The organism is Reyranella sp. (genome assembly GCF_017305915.1).
Lineage (GTDB): Bacteria > Pseudomonadota > Alphaproteobacteria > Reyranellales > Reyranellaceae > Reyranella.
In genome coordinates this window covers 318,662-333,594 of record NZ_JAFKJN010000005.1, presented here as the reverse complement: position 1 = coordinate 333,594, position 14,933 = coordinate 318,662, and the positions used below count along the sequence as shown (strand labels likewise).

Annotated in this window: 18 protein-coding genes and 1 pseudogene; 10 read left to right on the top strand and 9 right to left on the bottom strand. The window is 67.8% G+C overall.

Going from position 1 to position 14,933, the window contains the following annotated elements:
* Positions 1–9 precede the first annotated feature (9 nt).
* From J0J01_RS01675 to J0J01_RS01660, 4 genes are all read right to left on the bottom strand, one after another.
* Entirely contained in the window at positions 10–558 is a 549-nt protein-coding gene (locus J0J01_RS01675) for a hypothetical protein (RefSeq protein WP_296378396.1), read from the bottom strand.
* Between the two features lie 85 nt (positions 559–643).
* Positions 644–1,348: a Phenylacetic acid catabolic protein gene (locus J0J01_RS01670; RefSeq protein WP_296378395.1), complete on the bottom strand. Its 705-nt coding sequence runs from the start codon at positions 1,346–1,348 to the stop codon at positions 644–646.
* A gap of 11 nt (positions 1,349–1,359) precedes the next feature.
* Entirely contained in the window at positions 1,360–2,289 is a 930-nt protein-coding gene (locus J0J01_RS01665) for an SDR family NAD(P)-dependent oxidoreductase (RefSeq protein WP_296378394.1), read from the bottom strand.
* A complete protein-coding gene (locus tag J0J01_RS01660) occupies positions 2,286–3,338 on the bottom strand; it encodes a 2Fe-2S iron-sulfur cluster-binding protein (protein ID WP_296378393.1) in 1,053 nt (350 codons plus the stop codon). The genes J0J01_RS01665 and J0J01_RS01660 overlap by 4 nt, the downstream gene beginning before the upstream one ends.
* Positions 3,339–3,401: 63 nt before the next feature.
* On the opposite strand from J0J01_RS01660, the gene J0J01_RS01655 reads away from it, so the two are divergent.
* Both J0J01_RS01655 and J0J01_RS01650 read left to right on the top strand, forming a co-directional pair.
* Positions 3,402–3,878 carry a MarR family transcriptional regulator gene (locus J0J01_RS01655; RefSeq protein WP_296378392.1) on the top strand — a complete coding sequence of 159 codons (477 nt, stop codon included), beginning with the start codon at positions 3,402–3,404 and terminating at the stop codon, positions 3,876–3,878.
* Positions 3,879–3,888: 10 nt separating this feature from the next.
* Positions 3,889–4,386 carry a PaaI family thioesterase gene (locus J0J01_RS01650; RefSeq protein ID WP_296378391.1) on the top strand — a complete coding sequence of 166 codons (498 nt, stop codon included), beginning with the start codon at positions 3,889–3,891 and terminating at the stop codon, positions 4,384–4,386.
* A gap of 22 nt (positions 4,387–4,408) precedes the next feature.
* Here J0J01_RS01650 and J0J01_RS01645 read toward each other — a convergent pair whose 3' ends face one another.
* From J0J01_RS01645 to J0J01_RS01630, 4 genes are all read right to left on the bottom strand, one after another.
* Positions 4,409–5,308: a polysaccharide deacetylase family protein gene (locus tag J0J01_RS01645; protein WP_296378390.1), complete on the bottom strand. Its 900-nt coding sequence runs from the start codon at positions 5,306–5,308 to the stop codon at positions 4,409–4,411.
* Complete coding sequence (locus J0J01_RS01640) at positions 5,301–6,050, bottom strand: aspartate/glutamate racemase family protein (RefSeq protein WP_296378389.1); 750 nt, start codon at positions 6,048–6,050, stop codon at positions 5,301–5,303. The genes J0J01_RS01645 and J0J01_RS01640 overlap by 8 nt, the downstream gene beginning before the upstream one ends.
* Before the next feature lie 338 nt (positions 6,051–6,388).
* On the bottom strand, positions 6,389–6,979 hold the full coding sequence (locus J0J01_RS01635; protein WP_296378388.1) for a pyridoxamine 5'-phosphate oxidase family protein: 591 nt from the start codon (positions 6,977–6,979) through the stop codon (positions 6,389–6,391).
* Between the two features lie 3 nt (positions 6,980–6,982).
* A complete protein-coding gene (locus J0J01_RS01630) occupies positions 6,983–7,852 on the bottom strand; it encodes an ATP-binding protein (RefSeq protein WP_296378387.1) in 870 nt (289 codons plus the stop codon).
* A gap of 146 nt (positions 7,853–7,998) precedes the next feature.
* Here J0J01_RS01630 and yajC point away from each other — a divergent pair.
* From yajC to J0J01_RS01605, 5 genes and pseudogenes are all read left to right on the top strand, one after another.
* Positions 7,999–8,316: pseudogene (gene yajC / locus J0J01_RS01625) on the top strand (preprotein translocase subunit YajC); the annotation flags it as partial.
* Between the two features lie 129 nt (positions 8,317–8,445).
* Entirely contained in the window at positions 8,446–10,116 is a 1,671-nt protein-coding gene (gene secD, locus J0J01_RS01620) for a protein translocase subunit SecD (protein ID WP_296378385.1), read from the top strand.
* Positions 10,117–10,118: 2 nt separating this feature from the next.
* Positions 10,119–11,300, top strand: a complete 1,182-nt coding sequence (secF, locus tag J0J01_RS01615; protein ID WP_296378384.1) for a protein translocase subunit SecF — start codon at positions 10,119–10,121, stop codon at positions 11,298–11,300.
* Entirely contained in the window at positions 11,297–11,701 is a 405-nt protein-coding gene (locus J0J01_RS01610; protein ID WP_296378383.1) for an Mth938-like domain-containing protein, read from the top strand. Before secF ends, J0J01_RS01610 begins: the two co-directional genes overlap by 4 nt.
* 7 nt (positions 11,702–11,708) lie before the next feature.
* A complete protein-coding gene (locus J0J01_RS01605; protein ID WP_296378382.1) occupies positions 11,709–12,302 on the top strand; it encodes a LysE family translocator in 594 nt (197 codons plus the stop codon).
* Positions 12,303–12,349: 47 nt separating this feature from the next.
* Here J0J01_RS01605 and J0J01_RS01600 read toward each other — a convergent pair whose 3' ends face one another.
* A complete protein-coding gene (locus J0J01_RS01600) occupies positions 12,350–12,877 on the bottom strand; it encodes a urate hydroxylase PuuD (RefSeq protein WP_296378381.1) in 528 nt (175 codons plus the stop codon).
* Between J0J01_RS01600 and J0J01_RS01595 the strand changes: the two genes are divergently transcribed.
* From J0J01_RS01595 to J0J01_RS01585, 3 genes are read left to right on the top strand one after another with little or no spacing between them, the layout of a single operon-like run.
* Positions 12,855–13,676 (top strand): squalene/phytoene synthase family protein, encoded by an 822-nt coding sequence (locus J0J01_RS01595; protein WP_296378380.1) that lies wholly within the window; start codon positions 12,855–12,857, stop codon positions 13,674–13,676. The genes J0J01_RS01600 and J0J01_RS01595 overlap by 23 nt on opposite strands.
* A 3-nt stretch (positions 13,677–13,679) precedes the next feature.
* Positions 13,680–13,955: a hypothetical protein gene (locus J0J01_RS01590; RefSeq protein WP_296378379.1), complete on the top strand. Its 276-nt coding sequence runs from the start codon at positions 13,680–13,682 to the stop codon at positions 13,953–13,955.
* A gap of 22 nt (positions 13,956–13,977) precedes the next feature.
* Positions 13,978–14,862: an alpha/beta fold hydrolase gene (locus tag J0J01_RS01585; RefSeq protein ID WP_296378378.1), complete on the top strand. Its 885-nt coding sequence runs from the start codon at positions 13,978–13,980 to the stop codon at positions 14,860–14,862.
* Positions 14,863–14,933 lie beyond the last annotated feature (71 nt).

The following is a 14,933-nucleotide window of genomic DNA, read 5'->3' as shown; positions in this document are numbered from 1 at the left end:
AGTCCCCTTCTAGAAGAGGACCAGCCTAGAGCCCGCGACGCCGAGCGGCCAGCGTCCGGCCGCGAACAATCTGAACTTGCTTTCGAACAGCGACGCCGTCTCGCCGGCGATGCGCGCTACCGCGAGCTGGTACACCGCCTGCGCCGCCGCGCCCGCTGCGACATGGATCGAGGCCGGGGCCGCGCCGCCCATGCGCGCCGCGGCGGTCGCGGCCCTGCCGTGCACGAGGTCGCCGGCTTCGGTCGTGAGCTCGGTGAGCGCCGTCCACAGCGCGCGCTCCGGAACCTTTGCCTCGGCGCGCGCCAGCAGCGCCTTGCGCAGCGCTTCCTCGCGATCCCACCACGCGAGCGAGGCCGGCGCCTTCAGGAACGCCTCGGCCTCGGGCCACGACGTCACGAGCGTGACGTCATCAACGTTGGCATAGGCGAGGGCATCGGTGCGATCGCCGTCAGTCAGCGGCTCGCCCAGCGCGGCGAACCACGAAGCCGCGCTGATTTCGGCGCGCAGCGCGCGGGTCGAAGAACCAATATCACCCAAACTCGGTGTCATCCCGAGCACAGCGAGGGATCTATGCTCATGGCCTTCTAGATCCCTCGCTGTGCTCGGGATGACACCGGATGGGATCAGGCGCTTGCTGCGCGGATCACGCCGCCTGCCGGACCTCGGGCAGGGTGAGGCCGTACTTGGCGGCGACCTCGGTGGCGCGCTGGACGAAGTCCTCGCGCATCTCGTCGTTGGTGCGCTGCTTGATCTTCCACTTGCGGAAGATCTCGTTGTTCTTCGACTTCGAGCTGCCGAAGAACTTCGGCAGGTACGGCCAGTACCCGTTCACCGCCGCCTGCAGGCGCGCCCTGCCCTCGGGCGTCTTGATCAGCTCGGCCGAGAAGTCCTCGCCGAACTGCGCATGGAAGCGCTCCTCCGGCATGGTCGCGCGCGCGAGGTTGCGCAGCGGATGGAAGGTGCAGTGCAGGAGATCCTCGACCTGCAGGATCTCGGCGAGGTCGGCCAGCAGCTTGATGGCGACGAATTCCTCCCAGGTCTTGAGCGGGAACTCGAAGATCGACAGCGGCTTCTTGCCGGTGCCGGGGACCATGCGCTCCTCGGGGATGCCCATCTGGGTGCCGAGCTGCCGGAAGCGCACGTGATGGCCGTACTCCTCCATCGCCACGCGGCAGGTCAGCCACTTGGCGTAGGGCGTCGGGGCGTAGGCGATGGCCGGCTCGTCGAATACCTGCGCGCCGTAGAGTTCGTTGATGGCGTGGCTGATCACCAGCTTGCCAACGGCCTCGCGATATTCCGCGGGCGCGTTCTTCAGCTCTTCGACGGTCTTGACGACGAGGTCGGTCATCACGGGCTCCACTAGACGAGGGGTTCGGTGTTGAAGGCTTCGAGATCGGTGGTCATGTCCGTGAACTTTCCGCCGAGCCTGGCGATGAGGTCGGCGGCGAGCGCCTCCGGCTTCTCGACCTCGAGCCTGGCCACCGGCCTGGGCTGGCCGAACAGGAAGACCTCGCGGCCGCGCACGCCGAGGAGTTGGCCGGTGATGCCCTTGGCGGCCGGCGTGCACAGCGCGGTCACCAGGTTGGCGACGTGGTTGGCGCCGATCTTGAGCGCGCGCTCCTTGTAGGTCTTCTGCGCCTCGTTGGCCGGCTGGATGATGTCGGTGACGCGGGTGCGCGCGAACGGCGCCACGGCGTTGACGGTGATCTGCGCGCGAGCCAAGTCCATTGCCGCCACGCGGGTCAGGCCGAACAGGCCGGCCTTGGCGCTGGCATAGGCCGACTGGCCGAGATTGCCGTAGAGGCCCGCCGACGAGACGATGTTGACGATGCGGCCCCAGTCGTAGGCAGCGCCGCCGCGGCCCGATTTGCCCTGGTCGCGCATGACGCCGGAGGCGGCGTTGATCAGGTAGAACGGCGCCGAGAGGTTGTTACGGATCACCGCGTCCCAGTCGCGCGGATCGGCGCGGAAGACGAAGGCGTCGCGCAGGATGGCGGCGTTGTTCACGACGATGTCGATGCCGCCGAAGTTCTTGACCGCGATCTCGACCAGTTGCTTCGCGACACCCGGCGAGGCGACCGATTCGGTGAAGGCGATCGCCTTCCTGCCAATTCCCTCCGCGACCTCGCGCGCCGGCGCGGGATCGGCGCCGTCGCCGCCGATCGAGGCGCCGACATCGGCCACGATCACGTTGGCGCCCGCGGCCGCCAGAGACTCGGCAATGGCCCGGCCGATGCCGCGGCCGGCGCCGGTGACGATGGCTGAACGTCCGTCGAGAAGTCCCGTCATAGTTCCGCTCCCGTTTTCTTGCCCGCCTGGGCCATCTCGGCTGCCGTGTAGAAGGCATCGGCATGGATGTCGATCCGGCGCATGCCGCGCTGCTCGAACAATTTCGTGGCCGCCTCGACCATCACCGGCGGGCCGGCGAGGTAGGCCTTGCAGCCGTCGAGCTCGTCGAAGTCCTTCGCGACCGCCTCGTGCACCAGGCCAGTCCGATAGGGGCCGCTGCGATGGGAGCCGTTGCTCGCCTCACTCAGCACCGGCGTGAAGTGCAGGGTGCCGTGCTTTGCCGCCAGCGCCGCGAAATGGTCGTGCAGATAGAGGTCGCGCTCGGTGCGGACGCCGAAATAAAGGTGGATGTGCTGCGGCAGCTTCTGCGCCAGCGCGCGCTCGACGATCGACTTGATCGGGGCCAGGCCCGAGCCGCCGGCGACGGCGATGATCGGCCCGCGATGGCTCTCGCGCAGGTAGGAGGGGCCGAACGGGCCTTCGACCCGCACGCTGTCGCCAAGCTTGAGGGTCTCCGCGACATAGGCGCTGACCGTACCACCGACCGAACGCCTGACATGGAATTCGAGGATGGGATCGCCCGGCACGTTGGCCATCGAATAATCGCGCGGCACGCAGCCCGCGAAGGTCACCGAGGCGAACTGGCCGGCCGAGAAATCGAACGGCCCGCCCGAGTCGATCGCCAGCCGCACCCGCTTGATGTCGTGCGTGGCGTCGTCGAGGCCGACCACCCTGCAGGCAAGGATGCGACGCGGATGGACGATCAGGTCGTCCTCCTCCAGCCAGGCGACCTCGCAGTCCTCCCACGGCACGGCGCGACAGGCGAGGATCAGGCCGCGCGCCTTCTCCTCGTCCGAGAGGGCGAATTCCGAATAGCCCTCCATCGTCACCTCGCCGCTCACGAGGTGGGACTTGCAGGCGCCGCAGTTGCCCGACTGGCAGCCGAACGGATAGTCGACGCCCTGGTCGAGCGCCGACCACAGGATGGTGGCGCCGGTCTCGACCTCGATCGTGCGGTTGGCTTTGGCGATGCGGACCTTGAAGCTCATGGAGAGATAACGCCCATCCGAATTTGTTTGCTCCCCAAACAATCTCCGTTTACCACTCGGACCATGGCTCGTCCATCGGCCAAAAACCCCACACTCAGCCTCGATCGCGGCGTGCTGCCGTCGCTGCTGGGCTACGTGCTGCGGCGCACCCAGTCGGCGGTTTTCGCCGATTTCGCCGCAACCTTCGCCCAGGCCGGCGAGGCGCTGACGCCGGGCGAGTTCGGCCTGCTGGTGCTGGTCGAGCGCAATGCGGGGCTCAGCCAGATGGCGCTGGCGCGGGCGCTCGGCATCGACCGCTCGACCCTGGTGCCGATCCTGAACCGGCTGCAGGCGCGTGGCCTCCTGGTGCGCCGCGATTCACCGACCGACGGGCGCACCCATGCGCTCGGCCTGACGCCGGCCGGCGAGAAGGCGCTGACCCGCTTCGCGCGGCTGGTGAAGGCGCACGAGAAGCGCATCGCCTCGGGCCTTTCGGCGGCCGAAACGCGCACCCTCATCGGATTGCTGGAGAAGGTGCGGGCGTCGGCACGTTCGTTATAGTCCGCGCCCGATGTCCTCGACCCATCCCGATTTCGCCGGCGTCGATGCCGCGGCGATGACCGACGCCGGCATGCTGCGGCACTTCAACGACAACCGGGTCGAGCCGACGCGGCTGCTCAACGGCGCCTTCCTCGCCGTCGATTCCGGGCGCGGCACCTGCCGCTGCAGCTTCGAGATCGTGCCCGCCTTCTGCCATTCGCAGGGCCGCATCGCCCAGGGCGGCTTCCTGACCGGCATGGTCGACATCGCCATGGCCCACGCCGCGATCGCCAAAGGCCGCTTCGCCTGCGCCGTGCCGACGCTGGAGCTCAAGATCAGCTTCATGGAAGCGGTCGGCCCGGGCACGGTATTCGCCGAGGGCCGCGTGCTGCGCTGGGGCGGCTCGGTCGGCTTCCTCGACGGCGACCTGCGCGACGCCGACGGCAAGCTGATCGTCCACGCCACCTGCACGGTGAAGATCGTGCGGCCGAAAGAACCTGTCATCCCGAGCGTAGCGAGGGATCTTTGAGATCGCAGGAAGGATCCCTCGCTTACGCTCGGGATGACATCTGGGCTGTCCAGTGCTCGGCGATTTGCCGGCGCGTCGCGAACCAGGCGCCGCCCTTCGCTTTCAGGTGACCGACGATGCGGTCGATTGCAGCGATGCGGCCCGGGCGGCCGATCATGCGCAGGTGCAGGCCGATCGACATCATCCGTCCGCCCTCGGCCCACAGCGTGTCGAAGGCGTCGGTGGTGTATTCGGCGAAATCGCGCGCAGTGACGAAGCGGTGGAAGCCCTGGTGATAGTGCATGTCGTTGGTGTCGAAGCTGTAGGGGATCACCAGATGCCTCTTGCCCGACACCTCGACCTGGAACGGCAGCTCGTCGGAATAGTCGTCGCTGTCGTAGAGGAAGCCGCCTTCCTCCACGAGTAGCCGCCGCGTGTTGGGCGAGGGCGTCGAGCGGGTGTGCCAGCCGACCGGCCGATGGCCCGCGATCTCGGTCAGCACGCGCACCGTCCTGGCGATCGCCTCGCGCTCCTCGTCCTCCGTCATGTGCGCGTGCTTCTCCCAGCGCCAGCCATGGCAGGAGATCTCGTGGCCGCGCTTCACCGCGTCCAGGATCAGCCACGGCGACAGCTCGGCGGCGCGGCCGCAGGTGCTGACGGTCGCCGGCACGCCCAGCCGCGCCAACGCGTCGGCGATGCGCCACCACGCGACCTTGGTGCCGTACTCGAAATGGGACTCCATGCAGCGGTCGGGCACGCCTGCGACCTCGTCGCTGACCTCGTAGACCTTCTCGTTGAAGGCGTCGCCGGCGCCGAGCGACATCTCGGCGCCTTCCTCGAAGTTGATCACGAACGAGACGGCGACCCGCGCGCCGCCGGGCCATTTCGGATCGGGCGGCGTGCGGCCGTAGCCCCTCATGTCCCGCACGACTCGGTCACGCATCCTTGTGCCCGATCACGTCGGCCAGCGCCTCCGCCAGCCCCTTGGAATCCTTCGGCCCCGGCCGGCGGAACGTGCCGGCGGTGGGCTTGCGCGGATTGATCCGTACCAGGCCCTCGGCCATGGTCACGGCGGCCTGGATGCCGTCGACCAGCGGCACCGGCACGCGCTCGCGGATCTTGTTGGCGAGGCCTGCGAGCGGCGCGCCGGCCAGGATGATCACGTCGGCGCCGTGATCGACGACGGTCTCGTTGGCGAGATCGACGAGAAGTTGCTCCATCTCGTCCGCCACCGCGTCGATGTTGGTGAACGGGCGATCGAGCATGCGGATCGCAGCGCAGCGGTCCGACAGGCCGTGCCAGGCGACGATCTCGGCGAACCACGGCTCGAGCGACTTGGAGAAGCTCACGATGCCGAAGGTGCGGCCGAGCGTGCAGGCGACCAGCATCGCCGCCTCGGCCATGCCGACCACCGGGAAGTCGAACAGCTCGCGCGCGCCGCCCAGCCCGGGATCGCCGAAGGCGGCGCAGATCGCGGCGTCGAACGTGCCGCGCTTCTCCGCCAGCATCTCGAGGAACATCGCGCTGCCGATCGCGGCCTCGGCGCGGGTGGCGATGTAGGGCACGCCGCGCGAGGCGGTCATCGGTATCAGTTCGGTGCCGGCACTCGCGACCAGCTTGCCGGAGGCGACGAGGCGGTCGGTGATGCCGGTCGAGGTGTTGGGATTGGCGACGAGAAGCTTCATGCCCGCACTCTAGCGGCCGGTTCGGGTGTGGATAGGCCTGCATGCACGAGTCGCGTTCTGGGCAATGGAACGCGAGTCGCATATTGATTCTTTTGCCGAAAAATCGCGGCCATTGCCCATATTGGGAGTCTGGCGCGCGCTGGTGCAGGGTGGCGCCCACGATGACATCCGCCTTCGACCCGCCAACGTCTTCCGCTCGCCGCGTCCTCGCGCGTCCGCGGACTCTCGGGATGCTTTTTTCGCGCGGAGGAGGCGGGCGTGCGGGCAGCGTGGCAGGACTGGCGGAAAACGTTGGTCCGTCTGCAACGAGACGCTGCCACGGCGGCTGGCAGACCCTGTCAGCCCGCCTTCAGGCGCGCGACTTCTTCTTCCAGTTCCCTGATGCGCGCGATCAGCTTGTTCACGGCCGGTGCCATCTCCGCCTCGCTGTAGCGCGCGATGATGTGCTGGTTGCAGTTGACGTCCCACGCCTCGAGCGTGAACACGATCGCGCGCTGCGGCCGCGCCTTGTAGGCCGGATCGACCAGCCGCTCCATCAGCTCCGGATCGTGCTCGACCACCCGTGCGCGGCCCCACAATTTCACACGCTGCTGGGTGGCAAAATGCAGGATGAAGATATGCGCCCGGTCGTTCTCCTTGAGATGCCCGAGCGAGATGTACTGCCGGTTGCCGGCGAAGTCGGCGAAGGCGAGCGTATGGGTGCCGATCGTCTTCAGGAAGCCGGGCGGCCCGCCGCGATGCTGGATGTAGGGCCGGCCGTCGGCGCTGGCGGTGGCGAAGAAGAAGGTGTCGATGGCGTCGAGGAACTGGCGGAGGTCGTCGGTGATCTCCGTCTTCCAGTCGCGGCCCTCGAACATCGGGCGCGATCCCAGACGCTCCTGCTCCGCCTTGACCGCCGGGGAGAACAGGACGTCTTCGGGACCGCTCATGGTCTACTCCAGCTTCTTGCCGAGTTGGCCGGCCACTTCCTGGATGAACTGCCAGGCGACGCGGCCGGACCGCGCGCCGCGTGTCACCGACCATTCGACGGCCTGCTTGCGCAGGTCCTCCGACGACACGCCGAGCTTGTAGCGCCTGGCGTAGCCCTCGATCATGGCGAAGAAGGTGTCCTGGTCGGCATTGTGGAAACCGAGCCACAGCCCGAACCGGTCGGACAGCGAGACTTTCTCTTCCACCGCCTCGGACGGATTGATGGCGGTCGAGCGCTCGTTCTCGATCATGTCGCGCGGCATCAGGTGGCGGCGGTTGGAGGTGGCGTAGAACACCACGTTCTCCGGCCGGCCCTCGATGCCGCCCTCGAGCACCGCCTTGAGCGACTTGTAGGCCGCGTCCTGGCCGTCGAACGAGAGGTCGTCGCAGAACACCACGAACCGCCGGTCGGTCTCGCGGATGCGGTGGAGCAGGGCGGGCAGCGACGGGATGTCCTCGCGGTGGATCTCGACCAGCGCCAGCGGGCCGGGCGGGCCGCCCATCTCGCGGTTCACGTGGGCATGGACCGCCTTGACGATCGAGCTCTTGCCGGCGCCGCGCGCGCCCCACAGCAGGGCGTTGTTGGCCGGCAGGCCCTTGGCGAAGCGGCGGGTGTTGTCGAGCAGGGTCTCCTTCTGCCGGTCGATGCCCTGCAACAGGTCGAGCTCGACCCGGTTGACCTTGGAGACCGCCTCCAGCCGGTGGCCGGCGGCATGCCAGACATAGGCCTCCGCTCCCCTGATGTCGGCGCCGGCCGGCGCCGGCGGGGCCAGGCGGTCGAGCGCCCCGGCGATACGGGAAAGCGTGGCTTTAAGCTCTTGATCCATTGTCATCCAGCGCCCATGTCGACCCCAAAATCGGGCCGAAAAGGGGGCGACCATATCGCCCCGCCCTTGCGTTGCAAAGCCGCCAAGGGTGGTTATAGTCCGCGCGCTTTTTCGGCGTGTCCGGAAAGATATGAAGAATCGGAGCAGGGACGATGTTGATCTCGCAAGCGTGGGCGCAGGGCGCCGGTGGAGGCGGTTCGGACTTTCTCGTCCAGCTCTTCCCGCTGGTCCTCATTTTCATCGTCTTCTACTTCCTGCTGATCCGCCCGCAGCAGTCCAAGATGAAGCAGCAGCGCGAGATGCTGTCCGGCGTCAAGCGCGGCGACCGCGTCGTCACCGGCGGCGGCATCATCGGCCTGGTCACCAAGGTGATCGGCGACAACGAGTTGCAGGTGGAACTCGCAGAAGGCGTGCGGGTGCGCATCATCAAGGGCACCATCACCGACATCATCACCAGAGGCGAATCGGTGCGCGGCGGCAAGGAGTCCGAGGAGGACGACAAGCCCCTGCTGCCGACCAAGCCGGCGACAGCGCCGGCCGAGCGCAAGAGCCTGCTGGGCGGCCTGTTCGGCGGCGGCAAGAAGTAAGCCGCCACCGTCATGCTCAATCTTCCGCGCTGGCAGGTCATCGGCATCATTGGCGTTACGGCGCTGGCGATCCTGTTCGCCCTGCCGAACGTGCTGCCGCAGTCGGTGCTCGACAAGCTGCCGGGCTGGTACCAGCAGAGCCGCGTCAATCTCGGCCTCGACCTGCGTGGCGGTGCGCATTTCCTGCTGGAAGCCGACCTGCGCTCGGTACTGAACGAGCGGCTGGCCAATTTGAGCGATTCGGTGCGCGGCGAATTGCGCAAGCAGCAGGTCGGCATCAAGGACGTCACCGTGCAGGGCGGCAACGCCGTGATCGTGGTGCTGCGCGACGAGAGCCAGCGCCAGAAGGCGATCGAAGGCATCCGCAACATCGATCCGTCGCTGCAGGTCGGCGGCCAGGGCGACACCCTCCAGCTCACCTTCTCCAACGTCGACCTGGTGCGCAAGAAGAAGGAAGTGATCGACCAGTCGATCGAGATCCTGCGCCGCCGCGTCGACGAGACCGGCACCATCGAGCCGACCATCACCCGCCAGGGCGACGACCGCATCCTGCTGCAGGTGCCCGGCATCAAGGACACCACCGACCTCAAGCGCAAGATCAACCAGACGGCGAAGCTCACCTTCCATCTGGTCAACGAGGACGTGGCGCAAACCGGCCAGAACATCCCGACCAACCTGCCGCCCACCACCATGCTGGTGCCGACGCGCGAGGGCATGCAGGCGCTGCGCCAGGCCAATCCCAAGGCTTTTGACGAGATCATGGGCGCCAACCCGCGGCTCACGCCCGAGCAGGTGTGCCGGCGCTACCAGCCGCCCTGCCTGCCGGTGTTCAAGCGCGTGATCGTGGGCGGCGAGGATCTCGACGACTCCAAGGCGACCTTCGATCAGCAGCAGAGCGGGCGGCCGATCATCTCCTTCACCTTCAACGGCGCCGGCGGCCGCGCCTTCTGCGCGGCGACCCGCCAGAACATCGGCAAGCGGCTGGCGATCCAGCTCGACAACGAGATCATCAGCGCCCCGGTCGTGCAGAGCGCGATCTGCGGCGGCAGCGGCATCATCACCGGCCAGTTCACAACCCAGCAGACCCAGGAGCAGGCGCTGCTGCTGCGCTCTGGCGCGCTGCCCGCGACCCTGACCATCATCGAGGAGCGCACGGTCGGCGCCGACCTCGGCGCCGACGCGATCCGCGCCGGCACGGTGGCGGCGCTGGTCGGGACGGGGCTGGTCATCCTGTTCATGCTGTTCGTCTACGGCCCCTTGTTCGGCGGCTTCGCCTCGCTCGCCATGCTGGTCAACATGCTGCTGGTGTTCGCCGGCATGTCGATGCTCGGGGCCTCGCTCACCTTGCCGGGCATCGCCGGCCTGGTGCTGACGGTCGGCATGTCGGTCGATTCCAACGTGCTGATCTACGAGCGCGTGCGCGAGGAGCGCGAGGGCGGCCGCTCGGCCTTCAGCGCGCTCGCCACCGGCTATGACCGGGCGCTGACGGCGGTCATCGATTCCAACCTGACGGCGCTGATCGCGGGCGTGCTGCTGTTCGGCATGGGCTCGGGCCCGATCAAGGGCTTTGCGACCTCGCTGACGCTCGGCCTGCTGACCCATCTCTTCACCGCGACGGTGTTCACCCGCATGCTGCTGGCGGTCTGGGTACGCTGGCGGCGGCCGACGGAACTGCCGGTCTGATCATGCTCTGGAAACCCCATCATCTCATCCGGAAACGGACCAGCTTCGACTTCCTCGGCAAGCGCAAGATCGCGCTCATCCTGTCGTCGGTCATCAATGTCGTGGCGCTGGTCGGCGTGTTCGTGTTCGGCCTCAACTTCGGCATCGACTTCCAGGGCGGCATCGCCGTCCAGGTCCGCGCCAAGCAGGGCGAGGTCCATCTCGACAACCTGCGTTCGACCCTGGGCAATCTCGGCGTCGGCGAGGTCTCGCTGCAGGAATTCGGCGACAAGAGCACCGCCCTGATCCGCGTGCAGCGCCAGGAGGGCAACGCCGAGTGCGTCGCCCACGCCGACAACGTGATGAAGCGCCGGGTCGGGCAGGGCTGGTCGGTCAAGCCGGGTCCGGCCAGCACCGGCGACGTCGAGTTCGGCGCACCCAGCCCGCTCGATGCCGCCGGCTGGCGGGACGCGGTGAGCCAGGTCGGCCTGACCCTGCAGGAGCGCCAGCTGCCGCGCGCCAACACCAACGTCGCGCGCATCGACATGAGCCTCGAGCAGCGCGCCGAATGGTGCCAGCAGGTCGCGATCAAGCTGGTCGAGGACACCATCAAGGACCAGTACGAATTGCGCGGCACCGAATCGGTCGGCCCCAAGGTCGGCGAGGAGCTGATGCACTCGGGCATCTGGGCCGTGATCGCCACGCTGGCCGCGATCGCGATCTATGTCTGGTTCCGCTTCGAATGGCAGTTCGGCGTCGGCGCGCTGATCGCGCTGCTGCACGACGTGCTGTCGACCGTCGGCATCTTCGTGCTGTTCCATCTCGACTTCAGCCTGACCGCGCTCGCGGCGCTGCTCACCATCGCCGGCTACTCGGTCAACGACACCGTCGTGATCTTCGACCGCGTGCGCGAGAACATGCGGCGCTACAAGAAGATGGGCCTGATCGAGCTGCTGAACTTCAGCATCAACGAGACGCTGGCCCGCACCTTCATGACCGCGGGCACGGTGTTCGTGGCGGTGCTGGCGCTGGTGCTGTTCGGCGGCCCGGTGCTCTACAGCTTCTCGATCGCCATGCTGTGGGGGGTCATCGTCGGCACCTACTCGTCGATCTGGATCGCGTCGGCCACGCTGGTCTACACCGGCCTGCGCCCCGAGCAGCTGCGCACCGACAAGGACGACGAAGCCGCCAAGGCGAAGGCGTGAAGCCGCCGGGCACCGGCCCGCTCGACAAGACCCTGCCGGCGCCGGATCCGGCGCAGGTCCAGGTGATCCGGACCTACGGGCCGGGCCATTTCCTGATCAGCGAGCGCGACTGGCGCGAACCGGTGCTGGTGACGCCAGGCGCCTCGACGCCGTGGGCCGTGACGCGCGCCGAGGACCTTTCACCCGACAATGTCGCTGCCGCACGCCAGGGCGCTGCGCCGGCCGAGCTGCTGGTCGTGGGCTGCGGCCCGCGCGCGGTGTTCATCCCGCCGGCGGTGCGTGCCGCCTTCAAGGAAGCCGGGCTCGCGCTCGAGGTGGTCGACAGCGGCTCGGCCTGCCGCATCTACAACGTCCTGCTGGCCGAAGGGCGGCGGGTCGCGGCGGCCCTCATCCCGCTATGATCGCTCAATGATGCCGATCGAGCTCTATCTCGCCTTCATCGCCGCCACCGTGATCCTGATGGCGATCCCGGGCCCGAACGTGGCGCTGATCGTCGCCAACAGCGTGGCGCACGGCACGCGCTTCGGCCTGCTGACCGTCGCCGCGACCAGCAGCGCGGTCGTGGTGCATCTCGCGCTGACCGTCGCCGGCGCGACCGCCGTCCTCAATGTCCTGGCCGCGGGCTTCGACTGGCTGCGCTGGCTCGGCGTCTCGGCCTGGCGTGCGCCGGCCGCCGATCTGGCGCAGACCAAGGCGCAAGCCCGCTCGGCCCGCGTGATCTTCGCGCGCGGCTTCCTGGTCAGCCTGACGAACCCCAAGACGCTGCTGTTCTATGGCACGTTCTTCCCGCAGTTCGTCACGCCCGGTCCCGATGCCGACCGTCAGCTCCTGCTGCTGGCCGTGACGTTCCTCGTCGCCGCCATCGCGTGCGACAGCACCTGGGCGATCCTCGCCGGCCGCCTGCGTGCGCTCCTGGTGGCGCACGTGCGGCTGCGCAACCGTATTACCGGCGGCCTTTTGGTCGGCGCGGGCCTCGGGCTCGCGATGGCGCGCCGCTCATGAAGAACGGGGCCCCGCAGGGCCCCGTCTTCCCGTTGATCTCGCGTCCGTCAGATCGGGGCGAATCGCTGCATCACCATGAAGTAGAGCATGCCGATCGAGAACATGGTGTTGAAACGGCTGGCATAGAGCGCGGGCTTGGCGGCCGCGGCTTTCTGCTCGTCAGTCGCGGGAACGAGGCCGAGGATCTTCTGCTGGTTCGGCCAGATGATGAACCAGACGTTGAAGGCCATGACCAACGCCATCCACATGCCGAGGCCGATCAGGATGAAACCTTTCTGGAGCATCAGCGCCTCCAGGATGTAGCGCTGCATCCAAGCCACCAGCAGGCCGGTGATCACCGTCGCGAGCGCGGCGTAGCGGAAGTAGAACAGCACGTTCGGCGCGATGTGCTTGGTGATGGCGCTGCGATTCTCCGCCGGGATGCTCGGCATGGTCGGCACCTGCACGAAGTTGAGGTACCAGAGCAGGCCGATCCACAACACGCCGCTGATCACGTGCAGCCAGACCATGGCGTAGGTCGCCCAGGCATGGTCGATCTTGGTCCATTGTCCGGTGACGGCGCCGACGACGGCCACGATGATGATGAGCAGGACGACGCCGGCGCTTACCGTCCGGCCGGGTGATGTAAAGATCGCACCCATATTAAAATCCCCTTATCTTGTTGAAGGGACACGCAATCCCATCAACCTATTGTACTATTTGCACGTCGCGCGTTCAATGGCTGCACAATCCACCTTCTTCGCCGCCTCCGAGGCTGCCCACCGTTACGTGCTCGACGAGGTGCGGCAGGCCGACCGCGACCGCTTCTTGGCGGCCCTGTTCGCTCCCGAGCCCCAGCGACGGGGCCTGCTGGCGCTGCTGGCCTTCGATCACGAGTTGGGGCGGACCCGAACCGTCACCCGTGAGCCGATGCTGGCGCGTATCCGCCTCGAATGGTGGCGCGAGGCAATCGGCGAGGCAGTGGGCGAGGGCAAGCCGCGCGCCCAGCCGGTCGTTGAATCGCTCAGCGAAACGGTCCGGCGTCACGGGCTGCCGCAGCAGCGCCTGCTCGCGCTGATCGACGCGCATGAGGAAGAGGTCGAGGGCGCGCTCGACGTCGTCCGTGCGGGCCACGCCCTCGCCGACCTGCAGCTTGGCGTGCTGGGCGTGGACGCCGCCGCCACACGCAGCGCTGCACGCGCCGTCGCGGCGGCCGGGCTGATGGGCGAGGGGCCCGAGCGCGCGGCGCTGCTGGCTGAGGCGCGCGCGCTGCGACCGCAGATCGATCCGGCGGCGTTGCCGATCCTGCTGCCGGCGCGTCTGCTCGACCGTCGCTGGGCGCCATGGCAGAAACCTCTGGTGCTGTGGTGGGCAGCCCGGCGCGGACGTTACTGAGCGATGTCGACACGCATCGACAAGTCATGGCTTGTCCTGGAGAGCATCGAGAATGCCGAGCACGACCGCTGCGTCGACCTGTTCCGGCGACCCGGCGGCAGTTTCGGATTCGAGGTGTTCCGCCGCGACGTCGAGGACGCCGGCCTCTGGACGGCGATTGCATACCATTCCGGCGCCGCCTATGGCTCACGGGAGGCGGCGTTGGCCGCCGCCGTTGCCGCGGTGAGCTGGTTGGCGGAAGCGCTCACGGTCCGCCAGGGGAATGAACCGGGGCGATGAACTGGATCGGACGGAGGACCGCGTGGCCAAGATCAAGGCGAACGGCATCGAGATCGAGTACGAAACCGCGGGCAACAAGAGCGATCCCGCTCTGTTGCTGGTCATGGGCCTGGGCGCGCAGCTCACCATCTGGCCCGATTCCCTGTTCCAGGGACTGGCGCAGAAGGGCTTCTACGTCATCCGCTTCGACAATCGCGACACCGGCCTTTCCACCGACTTCGGCAAGTGGGGACCGGCCAACATTCCCGCCGCGCTCCAGGCGGCGATGAAGGGCGAGACGGTCAAGGCGCCTTATCTCTTGGACGACATGGCGGCCGACGCGGTCGGCCTGCTCGATGCGCTCGGCATCGACAAGGCGCACATTGTCGGCGCCTCGATGGGCGGCATGATCGTGCAGATCGTGGCGGCCAGGTACCCGCAGCGCACGCGCTCGATGGTGTCGATCTACTCGACCTCGGGCCGCCGCGGCCTGCCGCAGGGCAAGCCCGAAGCGCTCGCCATGCTGGGCTCGGTGCCGGAGAACGACACGCGCGAGGCGCGGGTGCTGCACGGCATGAAGCTGCGCCGGACCATCGGCAGCCCGGGCTTTCCGACCCCGGAGGCCGAGCTGCGCGCCTTCGTCGAGAAGAACGTCGACCGGCGCTATTATCCCGAAGGGGTCGGCCGGCAATATGTCTCGGTCATCGCGTCGGGCGACCGCGTGGATCTCTTGAAGACCGTCAAGGCGCCGACCCTGGTCCTGCACGGCGAGGAGGATCCGCTCCTGCCGGTCGACTGCGGTCGCGATGTCGCCAAGCTGGTGCCGGGCGCCGAGATCGAGACCATCGCCGGCTGGGGCCACGACTTCCCGCCACAGCTCGTGCCGCGACTCGTCGAGCGTGTGGCGTCGTTCTGCCAAGGGAAATAGGCCGTCGCCCCGAGCGTAGCGAAGCGAAGTCGAGGGGCCTATTTTGAAGGCGCCAGAAAAAAAGGTCCCTC

Coding starts and splice junctions, on each gene's coding strand:
- J0J01_RS01590 (WP_296378379.1), top strand. CDS start 13,680: ATGTCGACACGCATCGACAAGTCATGGCTTGTCCTGGAGAGCATCGAG.
- J0J01_RS01665 (WP_296378394.1), bottom strand. CDS start 2,289: ATGACGGGACTTCTCGACGGACGTTCAGCCATCGTCACCGGCGCCGGC.
- J0J01_RS01630 (WP_296378387.1), bottom strand. CDS start 7,852: ATGACAATGGATCAAGAGCTTAAAGCCACGCTTTCCCGTATCGCCGGG.
- J0J01_RS01635 (WP_296378388.1), bottom strand. CDS start 6,979: ATGAGCGGTCCCGAAGACGTCCTGTTCTCCCCGGCGGTCAAGGCGGAG.
- J0J01_RS01660 (WP_296378393.1), bottom strand. CDS start 3,338: ATGAGCTTCAAGGTCCGCATCGCCAAAGCCAACCGCACGATCGAGGTC.
- J0J01_RS01670 (WP_296378395.1), bottom strand. CDS start 1,348: ATGACCGACCTCGTCGTCAAGACCGTCGAAGAGCTGAAGAACGCGCCC.
- J0J01_RS01605 (WP_296378382.1), top strand. CDS start 11,709: ATGATGCCGATCGAGCTCTATCTCGCCTTCATCGCCGCCACCGTGATC.
- J0J01_RS01650 (WP_296378391.1), top strand. CDS start 3,889: ATGTCCTCGACCCATCCCGATTTCGCCGGCGTCGATGCCGCGGCGATG.
- J0J01_RS01645 (WP_296378390.1), bottom strand. CDS start 5,308: ATGCGTGACCGAGTCGTGCGGGACATGAGGGGCTACGGCCGCACGCCG.
- secD (WP_296378385.1), top strand. CDS start 8,446: ATGCTCAATCTTCCGCGCTGGCAGGTCATCGGCATCATTGGCGTTACG.
- secF (WP_296378384.1), top strand. CDS start 10,119: ATGCTCTGGAAACCCCATCATCTCATCCGGAAACGGACCAGCTTCGAC.
- J0J01_RS01640 (WP_296378389.1), bottom strand. CDS start 6,050: ATGAAGCTTCTCGTCGCCAATCCCAACACCTCGACCGGCATCACCGAC.
- J0J01_RS01655 (WP_296378392.1), top strand. CDS start 3,402: ATGGCTCGTCCATCGGCCAAAAACCCCACACTCAGCCTCGATCGCGGC.